This is a genomic window from Lachnospira sp. CLA-JM-H23 (assembly GCF_040096425.1).
GTDB classification, from domain to species: domain Bacteria; phylum Bacillota; class Clostridia; order Lachnospirales; family Lachnospiraceae; genus Lachnospira; species Lachnospira rogosae.
Window position 1 is genome coordinate 162,290 of sequence record NZ_JBBMET010000002.1, and the last position, 12,964, is coordinate 175,253.

Sequence of the window (12,964 nt, forward strand, 5' to 3'; positions counted from 1 at the left end):
TGAGCCGTGCCAGTCTGAAGCCTGAGGAAGAACTGTGCTTGCACAAAGTTCTTCTTTGGGCTTTAGACTGATAGGGCGAATGCCCGACAGTTCTGGAAAGCAAAGCTTTCCAGAACCTGCACGGCGTACTAAAATACCCCAATGGTTTTAGCCTGAATTAAGAACTAAATTCGGATACCACCAGAAGAGCACATCTTGTGCGATTTCGTCCGTCCGACAAACTATTGGCTCAGTGAGGCATATTATGGATAATTGCAAGCAAATTCAGAAAATGATTAAAGATTACGACAAAGGCAATCTTTCATTAAAGCAGGAAGAACAATTCATACAGCATATACTTAACTGTGAGGACTGCAAAGAAGAACTGGAGATATATTATATTGTGTCATACGGACTTGATGAAGACAATATATCAAAAAATACCCCTCCAGCTATCAAAGCCTGCATAGACAGCTATGATTTTAAGACATTAGTTGACTTGAAATTATCTCTAAGCATAGATAAATGCAATGCAATAAGAGAATGGAATCATAATATAACAATATTGAATATTATGATAGAAGTAATTATGCTTCTGACTTTTATTATTTGTATAATAATCAGATATTATTAAAAGCTGGAATGTTGTAATACGGCATTTTGTATCCTGCTATTTACAGGATTTCCAGCTGGAATGGAGATTTAGAATGAGTAAATTGCTGCTTATAGATGGGCACAGTATATTAAACAGGGCATTCTACGGAGTGCCTGATTTAACTAACAGCGAAGGAATACATACTAATGCAATGTATGGATTCCTTAATATTATGTTTAAATTTATAGATGAGGAAAAGCCTGATTATGTTACAGTTGCATTTGATCTTAGTGCACCAACTTTCAGACATAAAGTATATGATGGTTATAAAGGCACAAGAAAGCCGATGCTTCCTGAGTTAAGACAGCAGGTTCCGCTTATGAAGGAACTACTTACAGCTATGAATATAACTATAGTAGAAAAAGAAGGCTTTGAGGCAGATGATATTCTAGGAACAATAGCCAAGAACTCGCAGAAGCAGGGAATTGACGTGTCTATTGTATCTGGTGACAGGGATTTGTTGCAGCTTGCAGATACTAATATCAAAATCCGTATACCAAAGACTAAAAAGGGAGTTACAGAGGTTGAAGATTATTATCCAGAAGATGTAAAAGAACTTTATGGCGTAACACCTGCGGAATTCATAGAGATGAAGGCACTTATGGGTGACAGCTCTGATAATATACCTGGTGCACCGGGAATAGGCCCTAAGACAGCCTCAGCTTTAATAATAAAGTATCATAATATAGATAATATTATTGATAATATATCAGAATTAAAGCCGCCAAAGGCTAAGAAATCAATAGAAGAAAATATTGAGCAGATTAAATTAAGCCGTTATTTATCAGAGATTAAGATAGATGTTGATGTCGATTATGACATTAATAATGCGGATATTAATGATATGTTTAATCAGGAGTCATATAAGCTTTTTAAGCGTTACGATTTCAAGAATATGCTTAAAAGATGTGACAATGGTACACAGTCAGAGCCTGAATGTTGTAAACATTTTTATAAGGTGGAGGATTTTGCCAAAGCCGAGGAAGTGTTTGAAACAGCAGCTTCACATATTAAAGAAAATAAAAAAATCGGACTTGGAATAATTGCAGAAGACGAGCTTCTTGGAGTTTCGATATCATATTCTGATGAGGATATATATTATATTCCAGCTGGAGGCTTTATTACATCTGATTATTTAAAAGATAAGCTTATGATATTAATAAAGTGTTCAGATAACAGGAATGTTGTAATTGATAATCTTAAAGACTATCTTTACATTTTTGATAACTATAAAGATGGAAATAACGATGACAGCCTTGAAGTATCAGAACAGGCATTTATGGATATAGCAATTGCGGCATATCTTATTCATCCTAATAATGAAAGATATGATTATGAAGCACTGGCAAGAGAATACCTTTCAATGCTTGTTATGTCACAGACAGAGCTTCTTGGAAAGAGAAGCATAAAGGAAAGCTTTGATATTGATGATGCGAACTTGTTTAAACTTGCCTGCTTTAAGGCATATGTAAATTATAGATGTGCACAGCCTGTTATAGATGTCCTTATATCAGAGGATATGTATTCATTATACAATGATATAGAAATGCCTCTTGTATTCGTGCTTTACGATATGCAAAGATTCGGTATAAGGGTTGACAAGAATGAGCTTGATGATTACTCAAAGGTACTTACAGAGAAGATAAATGTCCTTGAGAAAGAGATATATGAGCTTGCAGGCGAAGAATTTAATATTAATTCGCCTAAACAGCTTGGTGTTATTCTGTTTGAGAAAATGGGTATGCCTAACGGAAAGAAGACAAAAAGTGGTTACTCTACAGCCGCAGATATTTTAGATAAGCTTGCACCAGATTATCCAATTGTTAAGAAGATACTTGAATATAGACAGTTAGCAAAGCTTAATTCAACATATGCTGTCGGACTTACAGCATATATTAAAGAAGATGGCCGGATTCACGGAACATTTAACCAGACAATTACTGCTACGGGAAGAATAAGCAGTACAGACCCTAATCTTCAGAATATACCAATACGAATGGAGATGGGAAAGAAGATACGAAAGGTATTCATTCCAAAAGACGGCTATGTGTTTATTGATGCCGATTATTCACAGATTGAGTTAAGAATACTTGCCCATATGTCAGGTGATGAGAAGCTTATAGCTGCATATAATTCATCAGAAGATATTCACAGGGCAACAGCGGCAGAGGTATTTAATACTCCTATAGATGAGGTTACACCATTACAGAGAAGCAATGCCAAGGCAGTTAATTTTGGAATAATATACGGAATGAGTTCGTTTGGTCTTAGTCAGGATTTAAGTATTACACCAAAAGAAGCTAAGGCTTATATTGACAAATATTTTGCGACATATCCATCAATTAAAGAATTTATTGACGGACTTGTAAGCTCTGCCAAAGAAAAAGGATATTCTCTTACAATGTTTAACAGAAGAAGAGAGATACCTGAACTTTCATCTGGTAACTTTATGCAGCGTTCATTTGGGGAACGAGTTGCTATGAATGCACCAATACAGGGAACAGCGGCTGATATTATTAAGCTTGCTATGATTAGGGTCAGCAGGGCTTTAAAGGAAAAAGGTCTTAAATCACACCTTATATTACAGGTTCACGATGAACTTTTAGTTGAAACAGCTATAGATGAAATTGATGAAGTACGACAGATATTAACAGAGGGTATGAAAGAGGCAGTAAGTCTTAAAGTGCCACTTGAAATAGATATAAAGCAGGGTAAAAACTGGCTTGAGGCACATTAATGCTATAGGCATAGAAAAGTATATTATAACTATAAATGAGGACTACTTATGAAGACAATTGGAATAACAGGTGGAGTTGGTGCTGGTAAATCAGCAGTTCTTGAATATTTAGCTGATAATTATAACTGTGATATTATTATGACAGATGATGTAGCAAAAGGATTGTATACAAAAGGTTCTAAGACATATGAAATGATGATAGCATTGATTGGCGAAGATATTGTCGATGAAACAGGAGAGATTGATAAAAAGAAGCTGGCAGATATAATATTTTCTAATGCTAATAAACGTATGGCAGTAAATAGTATAGTCCACCCGGCAGTAAAGCAGGAGGTTATCACACGCATAACGAATAATAAAATAGCTGGAAGATTAGATTATACATTTGTTGAGTCAGCACTGCTGCTTACAGAACATTATGATGTATTCTGCGATGAGGTATGGTATATAGACACATCAGAGGATATAAGAAGACGGCGCTTAAAAGAAAGCCGTGGCTATAGTGATGAGAAGATTGATAATATATTAAAGAGCCAGCAGGCATTAGAGAATATTAAAGATAAATGCAGCTATTGTATTGATAATAATAAGGATTTAGAATATACTTTCAGACAGATACAAAACATTTTATTGAGCTAAAGTGGCTCTTGTGTTAAAATGTGGGCAGAAATGAGGATATGATATGGATAAAGAAAGGAATTCCAACAATAGTTATGTGTTTGGTCTTGATATAGGAACAAGGAGCGTTGTTGGCGTTGTAGGTTATCTTGAATATGGCAGATTTAAAATAGCAGCAATGGCACAGCAGCTCCATACAACGCGTGCTATGCTTGATGGGCAGATACACGATATATATAAAGTAGGTGATACAATACGTCAGGTTAAGCTTGCACTTGAAAGGCAGCTTAATATGGAACTTAAAGATGTATGTATAGCTGCTGCGGGCAGGGTTTTAAGAACAGTTAATGCGACTGCCGAGTATGAATTTGAAGAAGAGACAAGAGTTACAGCGGAGGATATATATTCGCTTAATCTTCTTGCGGTAGAGAATGCACATCATTCAATCAATGATGCCACACAGAAAGACAGATTTTACTGTGTAGGCAATACACCTATAAGATATCAGCTTAATGGTTATGATATAGGTAACCTTGAGGGGCATAAGGCTAGAAAAATATTTGTTGAGCTTATTGCTACATTTCTTCCGGAAGAAGTTGTAGATGGACTTTACGAGGCAGTAGAGTATGCTGGACTTAATGTTGCTTCACTTACATTAGAGCCAATAGCTTCAATGAATATTGCGATTCCAGAACAGTACAGACTTCTTAACATATGTCTTGTCGATGTCGGAGCGGGTACATCGGATATATGTATTACTAAAGATGGAAGCATTGTGGCTTATGGTATGATTCCATTAGCAGGTGATGAGATAACAGAAAAGATTGCAAAGAATTATCTTGTTGACTTCAACACAGCGGAGACTATTAAGATATCCGCAAGCAATCCGGACAATAAAGAGGTTGTGTTCAATGATATTATGGGACTTGAACAGAGGGTTGCTTCAAGCGAGATACAGGCAATAGCAGAAGAATCAATTGATAATATGGCAAAGTCGACATCAGATAAGATTATCGAGCTTAATGGCGGTAAGCCGGTAAATGCTGTATTCGTTGTAGGTGGTGGCGGTAAAATGCCAAGTTACACCAAGGTACTTGCTAAGAATCTTGGCATAGCACCTGAAAGAGTTGCAATAAGAGGAAAGGAAGTCCTTACAACAGTGGATTTTAATGTTGAAGGCTTTGAGAAAGATTCTTTATATGTAACACCAGTAGGTATATGTACGAATTATTATACACAGAAGAATAAGTTTATATTTGTTAATGTCAATAATGAGCGTATTAAGTTATATGATAATAATAAGCTCACAGTATTTGATGCGATTATGCAGATAGGTTATCCTAATGAGAAGCTTTTCCCAAGACGGGGTGCTCAGATTGAATTTATGGTTAATGGCAAAGTAAGGCTTGTAAGAGGTCTTGCCGGGGAAGGTGCAGTCATTACACTTAATAATAAGCCTGCCAGCCTTAATACAGCAATTGAACAGAATGATGTCATATTTGTTGAGGAGTCAACGATTGGTGAGCCGGCTTCAATTACTTTAGGACAGATAGAAGAATTTGGTTCAGATATAACATTTGTTGTCAATGGAAAGAATATCGTCTGCCCAAGATTTGCATATGTTAATGGTGAATTAAAGTCAGAATTCTATGATATCAGAAATGAAGACTCAATAAGAATAGAGAACTTCTATACAGTAGAACAGTTATTTACATTCCTTGACCTGGACTATAAAGATTATGATGTATTAGTTAATAATATGCCAGCTAATAAACATACTAAGGTTTATGAGAATTTTATGGTTTCATTCAGCAATGTGCCTAAGCAGACAAGCTATGCTGATTTAGAAGATGATACAGAAAATGAAGATGCTGACAGAGGTTATTATTCAGATAACAATACTGAGCAGAATAATGAAGCTGGAAATGGACCGGCAGTCCAGAATGATAGTGATGATAATAATTCGTCTGATATGTCTGATGCGACTAAAGGTAATAATAATGCTGGTGATACACAAGAATCAGCCGATGGAGCTTCATTTAATACAGCACCAGATATTCAAAGGCCAATCAGGGATGTGTCAATAATCGTTAATGGGACACCTGTTGTATTAAAGGGAAAGAGTGATTATGTGCTTGTTGATTTATTCCAGTTTTATGACTTTGACCTTTCCAAACCCAAGGGAAATATTGTAATATTACATAATGGTATCAGAAGTGAATATACAGCACCGCTAAATGATGGTGATGATATAAAGATATTCTGGGAATAACAAGCTTTAAGTAATGTGAAGAATTTATAATTCATAATAATAGAAATGAGGATTGACTTATGAGAATGATGCCGATTGCAAGCGGCAGTAGTGGCAACTGTATATATATTGGTTCAGATGATACACATATATTAATAGATGCTGGAATAAGCCGTAAGAAGATAGAAGAAGGGCTTAACAGCATAGATGTATCATTAAAGGATATAGATGCAGTATTTGTTACACACGAACATATTGACCATATAAAAGGACTTGGCGTAATGTCAAGAAAAGATGGAATACCAATATATTCAACAGACGGAACAATTAATGGAATTAAGGCAGCTACGAGCCTTGGAAATATAGACTCAGATTATTACCATATAATTGAAGCTGATACAGATATTCATCTTAAAGATATGACAATACATAGTTTCAGGGTATCGCACGATGCCAATGAACCAGTTGCCTACAGTGTATATTGTGATAATAACAAGGCATCGGTCATAACAGATCTTGGATATTATGATGACTATATTATTGATAATCTTGAAAATTCGGATATGATGCTTGTTGAAGCCAACCACGATATTAATATGCTTCAGATAGGAAGTTATCCTTATTATCTTAAACAGCGCATACTTGGCAATAAAGGACATTTGTCGAATGATTCATCAGCAAGGCTTATCAATTCTCTTCTTAATGATAACATTAAAGGGATATACCTTGGACATTTAAGCAAAGAGAATAATTATGATAAGCTTGCATATGAAACAGTTAAGTTAGAGATAGACTTAAGTGATAATGAATACAAGTCTAAAGATTTTCATATAGAGGTAGCAAAGAGAAGTGAGCCATCAACACTTCTTGAAATATAGCACTACAGTGGTATAAATATGCGAGAGCATATTTACATAAATACATATGCACAAATGCAAAGAATGGAGGACTATTATGAAAAAATGTGTAATTACAGTTGTAGGAAAGGATACTGTTGGTATCATAGCAAAGGTGTGTACATATCTTGCTAAGACAGAAATTAATATTCTTGATATTTCACAGACTATCGTATCAGGTTATTTTAATATGATGATGATAGTTGATTTATCAAATTCCAATACAGGCTTTGATGAAGTTGTAACAGCACTTGAGAATCTTGGCAAGGAAATTGGTGTTGTAATTAAATGTCAGAGAGAAGAAATCTTTGATATGATGCACAGAATTTAATTAACTATTATTAAGTATACGCCATTGGCGATGCGGAAATGAGGAGAAAAATGATTAACATATATGAAGTTACTGAAACCAACAAAATGGTTGAGAAGGAAAATCTTGATGTAAGAACAATTACACTTGGTATCAATCTTCTTGACTGTGCAAGCGAGAATCTTGATGAAGTAAATGAAAAAATATATAAAAAAATCACAACTCTTGCTAAAGACCTTGTAAAGACAGGAGAGGATATTTCAAGGGAAATAGGTATTCCAATAGTTAATAAAAGAATTTCTATAACACCTATTTCATTAGTTGGTGCCTCATGCTGTAAAACACCTGACGATTATGTAACTATTGCAAAGACACTTGATAAGGCTGCTCATGAAGTCGGAGTTAATTTCATAGGTGGTTATTCTGCTGTTGTATCAAAGGGTATGACAAAGAGCGACGAACTGCTTATCCGTTCAATTCCTAAAGCACTTGCATCTACAGAACTTATATGCAGCTCAGTAAATGTTGGCTCTACAAAGACAGGCATTAATATGGACGCTGTAAGACTTATGGGTGAAATAGTTAAAGAGACTGCCGCATTAACGAAAGATGCAGACTCTCTTGGCTGTGCAAAGCTTGTTGTATTATGTAATGCTCCAGATGATAATCCATTTATGGCAGGAGCTTTCCACGGAGTTACAGAAGATGATGCTATTATCAATGTAGGTGTCAGTGGTCCGGGTGTTGTTAAGTATGCACTTGAAAGTGTAAGAGGAGAAAGTTTTGAAGTACTCTGCGAAACTATCAAGAAGACAGCATTTAAGATAACAAGAGTAGGACAGCTTGTTGCTCAGGAAGCTTCTAGACGACTTGGTATACCATTTGGTATAATCGATCTTTCGCTTGCCCCAACACCGGCAATTGGTGATTCTGTTGCAGAAATTCTTGAAGAAATCGGACTTGAGAGAGCCGGTGCTCCGGGAACAACAGCAGCACTTGCACTTCTAAACGATCAGGTTAAGAAAGGCGGCGTAATGGCTTCATCATATGTAGGCGGACTTAGTGGTGCATTTATTCCGGTCAGTGAAGATCAGGGAATGATTGATGCAGTTAATGCGGGTTCACTTACTATTGAAAAGCTTGAAGCTATGACATGTGTATGTTCTGTAGGTCTTGATATGATTGCTATACCAGGAGATACAAAGGCATCTACAATATCTGGTATCATTGCAGATGAAGCAGCTATCGGTATGGTAAACCAGAAGACAACAGCCGTAAGAGTAATACCTGTTGTTGGAAAAGGTGTTGGCGAAACTGTAGAATTCGGCGGACTTTTAGGCTATGCTCCTATTATGCCGGTTAATACATTTGACTGCTCAGCATTTGTAAACAGACCAGGAAGAATACCAGCGCCTATACATAGTTTTAAGAATTAATTACACATTTTAGAATTAATTACACATTTTAGAATTAATATATTGCTGTAAGTTATATGACAACATAAGTTATATGGTGGTTAATATATATAACGAAGTGACATATATATTGAAATAACTTACATAGTAAAAATTCCCCCGGAGCAAAAGCTTCAGGGGCATTTTTATGTGTTGGATATATTCGCTGTGTTTAATATTAATTATAATTTATGTTATGATATAATATGACTACTTCGTAGTCACTTAGAAGTTTCTTCGAAACTTCGGATGTGTGGAAAAGCAACGCAGGGCATATGATATAATATGACTACTTCGTAGTCACTTAGAAGTTTCTTCGAAACTTCGGATGTGTGGAAAAGCAACGCAGGGCATATGATATAATATGACTACTTCGTAGTCACTTAGAAGTTTCTTCGAAACTTCGGATACGTGGAAAAGCAACGCAGAGCACATAATATTTATGGAATTTATTCATAGAATTAAAATACAAGGGGATTTATATATGAAAGCAGTAGGACTTGTAACAGAATACAACCCATTTCATAATGGACATTTATATCATCTTAATAAAGCAATGGAGCTTATAGGGGCGGATATAAGTGTTGCTGTTATGAGCGGGGATTTTGTACAGCGTGGAGAACTGGCTGTTCTTGATAAATATACGCGTGCTTCTATGGCACTCAACAGCGGAGTTAATCTTGTCGTTGAACTGCCTGTTAATTATGCTGTGTCTAGTGCTGAGAGCTTTGCCGCTGGTGCTTTAAAGGTTCTTGATTATATAAAAGCCGACAGTATTGCTTTTGGAAGTGAGAGCGGGAATATAGAAAGGCTTTCTAAGCTTGCACACATTTTGTGTGATAACGAAGATACACTATATAAGGAAATATCTAAATACACTGCCAATGGAATATCCTATGCTGCCGCAAGACAGAAGGTTGTGGAGAAGCTGACGGATAAAGACACTGCGGCAATGCTTACAAGTTCTAATAACATACTTGCGGTTGAATATCTGAAAGCTATCATAAAAAATAATTATGCTATCAAGCCTTATACCATAAAGAGGCAGGGAGATAGTTATAATGATACAGATATAATGAGTGATTATGCAAGTGCAACGGCGTTAAGAGGAAATCTTAAAGCAGATAATATTTCTAAATATATACCTGTAAAAGCAGGTTTAATATTATCTTCAAATACGAATTATATATATCCTGATGACATAACGGAAGCGTTATTTACAAGACTTTTAGATATACTTTTTGCGAGTAGTTATGATAAAAATGTATTTATAGAAAATGTTATGAAGTATCCAGATGTAAACAAGGAGATTGCTGGCAGATTATATAAGTCGGCTATGGATATGATAACAAGGACAGTACCACATGGGGCAGGAAGTAAAGATAATGAGGCGTTTTCATTTGGAAGCCTGTGTGAACATATAAAGACGAAAGAAGTGCCGCTTTCTAGAATAAAAAGAGCACTTGTAAGGATAACGCTAGGGCTTGATAAAAAACATATGGAAAAATATTCCAATGAGCCATATATAAGAGTACTTGGATTTGATAAAAAGGGGCAGGAGTATCTTTCACATATAAGAAAAACTGTGGAAGTCCCACTTATAACAAAGATCGCTGACTATAAAGAAATACTTCTTGATGATATACACGCGGCTAATATTTATAATATGATTGTTGCTGGAAAGTATGGAGTTAAAGAACTGGGCGATTTTGTGAGAGGACCGGTCAGGGTATGATAAAAAGTGTGAGTTAAATTAAGAGGAAACATATACAATTCAACTGTTGGAAAATAGTATGCTGTTGGCACAGATTATATATTCAGGGAGTGTTAGGTATGTATTTAATATCAGCGTATTTTGATGAAAATACTAATAAAATATTGAAACATCTGCAACAAAGAATTGCCGATAAAACAGGCAATGATTTTATGATAAGGAATAATGTTATGCCTCATCTTACAATCAGTGCAATTGAGGCAAGGAATGTTGATGTGTTAATTCCAGCATTTGAAAAGGTATGCAGGGAAAGGTTACAGCCTTTAGATGAAAAAGGCGTTGTAAATATAAATAATACGATAAATATAGTATCGGTCGGACAGCTTTTTCCTCGCGTGATATATGCCGCACCTGTACTTAACGAGTATATGATGAATCTTTCAATATCAATATATAATGAATTTGCAACAATTCCAGAAACTAATATAAGCAAATTTTATCAGCCATATTCGTGGATGCCGCATATTACACTTGGCAAATGTCTTGATAAGGAGCAGATGAGACAGGCATTTGCTGTATTACAGGATTTATTTATGCCTATAGATGGTCAGATTGCTAAAATAGGATTGTCTACGGTCAATCCATATAGAGAAGTGTTGAGTGTAGAACTGTAGCTGTTAAAAGTTATGAAAGTTAAATTGCCATATCTGATAAGAATTGACGATTTTAAATTTAATTACGTCATATAGTGTTTTAATTTAGTCAAATGATTGATAAATGACTAAATTAAAATACAGCAAATGCTGTTAAAGAAGCATTTTCAGAGTATCTTACTAATACGAATCTTGATAGCAGACAGATTTATTTCGTAAATCAGATAGTAGAATATATTGTTCACAATGGAATGATGAGAGATTTTTCAATTCTTCAGGAATCACCATTTACTGATCAAGGAAGTGTCGTAGATATATTCACAGATTTAACTGTGTGGTTTGGAATTAAAAAGGTTATAGATACCATAAATGATAATGCAGCAGCTTAAATAACATTGGATTATAGACATAATTCAGTAAAATTGCTTAACATTTAGAACAATCCTCACCTTGTCTTACGCAAAAAAAAGGTATATAATGGGGGCAAAAGTAGCGGTAACATAATGGTAAACATAATGTGCCGAAATTCATATTTTAAGGAGGAGTCAGTAATCATGGCATTTATTGACACAATTTACGCTAGAGCAAAAGCAGATAAGAAGACTATCGTTTTACCAGAATCTATGGATAAGAGAACATTCGCAGCTGCTGAGAAGATTTTAAAGGAAGGTATCGCTAATCTTATAATCATCGGTACACCAGAAGAAATCGCTGAGAACAGCAAGGGATATGATATTACAGGTGCTACAATCGTAGATCCATTCAATGATCCTAATAAGCAGAAATATATCGACAAGTTCGTTGAATTAAGAGCTAAGAAGGGTGTTACACCTGAGATGGCTAAGGAACAGATGGAGAAGGATTATATGTACTATGCATGCCTTATGTGTAAGTGCGGTGATGCTGATGGTGCAGTTTCAGGTGCCTGCCATTCAACAGGTAACACAATCCGTCCAGCTCTTCAGTTATTAAAGACTAAGCCAGGTATCAGCAGTGTATCAGGTTTCTTCCTTATGGAGGTTCCTAACTGTGAATTAGGCGAGAATGGATTATTCGTATTCGCTGACTGTGCTGTTAACCCAGATCTTGATTCAGAGAAGCTTGCAGAAGTTGCAGCATTATCTGCAGATTCATTCAAGAGCTTTGTTGGTGCAGAACCTAAGGTTGCTATGCTTTCATTCTCTTCATACGGAAGTGCTAAGCACGAAAGAGTAACTATGGTAGCTGATGCAGTTAAGATTGCTAACGAAAAGTACCCAGACATTGCTGTTGATGGTGAACTTCAGTTAGATGCTGCTTTAGTTCCAGAAGTTGCAGCACTTAAGGCTCCTAACAGCAAGGTTGCTGGTAAGGCTAATACATTAGTATTCCCTTCACTTGAAGCTGGTAACATTGGTTACAAGTTAGTTCAGAGACTTGCTAAGGCTGGCGCTTATGGTCCAGTTCTTCAGGGTCTTTCAATGCCAGTTAACGATCTTTCAAGAGGATGCTTCGCAGAAGATATCGTTGGTGTTGTAGCTATGACAGCAGTTCAGGCTCAGGATGCTGCTAAATAATTGTGTACATACATTTTGATGATATGATTGCCACGCGGCAGTCAGGTACATCATTTATAATAATATGAGGGACGAATTATTTGCCCCTCATATTGTTTGTATAACTAACATAGACTGATTATTTAATATGATATTTTTATT

The 12,964-nt window shown here is 35.8% G+C and carries 10 protein-coding genes and 1 pseudogene; all 11 read left to right on the forward strand.

The features are described 5' to 3' along the window. Positions 1–244: 244 nt before the first annotated feature. The 11 genes and pseudogenes from WMO42_RS03110 to pta all read left to right on the forward strand — a co-directional run bounded on the left by WMO42_RS03110 (position 245) and on the right by pta (position 12,823). The gene (locus WMO42_RS03110; RefSeq protein ID WP_022503192.1) at positions 245–613 is read left to right on the forward strand and encodes a zf-HC2 domain-containing protein; all 369 of its coding nucleotides are present in this window, start codon (positions 245–247) and stop codon (positions 611–613) included. A 73-nt stretch (positions 614–686) separates the two neighbouring features. Beyond that, positions 687–3,371, forward strand: coding sequence for a DNA polymerase I (gene polA, locus WMO42_RS03115; protein WP_349191544.1), 2,685 nt, complete (start codon positions 687–689; stop codon positions 3,369–3,371). A 48-nt stretch (positions 3,372–3,419) separates the two neighbouring features. Further along, positions 3,420–4,010 (forward strand): dephospho-CoA kinase, encoded by a 591-nt coding sequence (coaE, locus tag WMO42_RS03120; RefSeq protein ID WP_022503194.1) that lies wholly within the window; start codon positions 3,420–3,422, stop codon positions 4,008–4,010. Positions 4,011–4,053: 43 nt separating this feature from the next. Then, a complete protein-coding gene (locus WMO42_RS03125; RefSeq protein WP_349191545.1) occupies positions 4,054–6,261 on the forward strand; it encodes a cell division FtsA domain-containing protein in 2,208 nt (735 codons plus the stop codon). A 59-nt stretch (positions 6,262–6,320) separates the two neighbouring features. Beyond that, positions 6,321–7,118, forward strand: a complete 798-nt coding sequence (locus WMO42_RS03130) for an MBL fold metallo-hydrolase (RefSeq protein WP_022503195.1) — start codon at positions 6,321–6,323, stop codon at positions 7,116–7,118. 76 nt (positions 7,119–7,194) lie between these two features. Next, positions 7,195–7,467, forward strand: coding sequence for an ACT domain-containing protein (locus WMO42_RS03135; RefSeq protein WP_022503196.1), 273 nt, complete (start codon positions 7,195–7,197; stop codon positions 7,465–7,467). 50 nt (positions 7,468–7,517) lie between these two features. Continuing rightward, positions 7,518–8,882: a PFL family protein gene (locus WMO42_RS03140; RefSeq protein WP_022503197.1), complete on the forward strand. Its 1,365-nt coding sequence runs from the start codon at positions 7,518–7,520 to the stop codon at positions 8,880–8,882. A 502-nt stretch (positions 8,883–9,384) separates the two neighbouring features. Then, positions 9,385–10,635 (forward strand): nucleotidyltransferase, encoded by a 1,251-nt coding sequence (locus WMO42_RS03145; protein ID WP_349191546.1) that lies wholly within the window; start codon positions 9,385–9,387, stop codon positions 10,633–10,635. A 98-nt stretch (positions 10,636–10,733) separates the two neighbouring features. Then, positions 10,734–11,288: a hypothetical protein gene (locus WMO42_RS03150; protein ID WP_349191547.1), complete on the forward strand. Its 555-nt coding sequence runs from the start codon at positions 10,734–10,736 to the stop codon at positions 11,286–11,288. 125 nt (positions 11,289–11,413) lie between these two features. Then, positions 11,414–11,656, forward strand: a pseudogene (locus tag WMO42_RS03155) (type I restriction-modification enzyme R subunit C-terminal domain-containing protein); the annotation flags it as partial. A 165-nt stretch (positions 11,657–11,821) separates the two neighbouring features. After that, positions 11,822–12,823: a phosphate acetyltransferase gene (pta, locus tag WMO42_RS03160; RefSeq protein WP_022206630.1), complete on the forward strand. Its 1,002-nt coding sequence runs from the start codon at positions 11,822–11,824 to the stop codon at positions 12,821–12,823. Positions 12,824–12,964: the final 141 nt, after the last annotated feature.

What these genes read in the sequence shown, in the direction of transcription:
- polA (WP_349191544.1), top strand. Translation starts at nt 687, where the DNA reads ATGAGTAAATTGCTGCTTATAGATGGGCACAGTATATTAAACAGGGCA.
- WMO42_RS03150 (WP_349191547.1), top strand. Translation starts at nt 10,734, where the DNA reads ATGTATTTAATATCAGCGTATTTTGATGAAAATACTAATAAAATATTG.
- WMO42_RS03140 (WP_022503197.1), top strand. Translation starts at nt 7,518, where the DNA reads ATGATTAACATATATGAAGTTACTGAAACCAACAAAATGGTTGAGAAG.
- WMO42_RS03125 (WP_349191545.1), top strand. Translation starts at nt 4,054, where the DNA reads ATGGATAAAGAAAGGAATTCCAACAATAGTTATGTGTTTGGTCTTGAT.
- WMO42_RS03130 (WP_022503195.1), top strand. Translation starts at nt 6,321, where the DNA reads ATGAGAATGATGCCGATTGCAAGCGGCAGTAGTGGCAACTGTATATAT.
- coaE (WP_022503194.1), top strand. Translation starts at nt 3,420, where the DNA reads ATGAAGACAATTGGAATAACAGGTGGAGTTGGTGCTGGTAAATCAGCA.
- pta (WP_022206630.1), top strand. Translation starts at nt 11,822, where the DNA reads ATGGCATTTATTGACACAATTTACGCTAGAGCAAAAGCAGATAAGAAG.
- WMO42_RS03110 (WP_022503192.1), top strand. Translation starts at nt 245, where the DNA reads ATGGATAATTGCAAGCAAATTCAGAAAATGATTAAAGATTACGACAAA.
- WMO42_RS03135 (WP_022503196.1), top strand. Translation starts at nt 7,195, where the DNA reads ATGAAAAAATGTGTAATTACAGTTGTAGGAAAGGATACTGTTGGTATC.
- WMO42_RS03145 (WP_349191546.1), top strand. Translation starts at nt 9,385, where the DNA reads ATGAAAGCAGTAGGACTTGTAACAGAATACAACCCATTTCATAATGGA.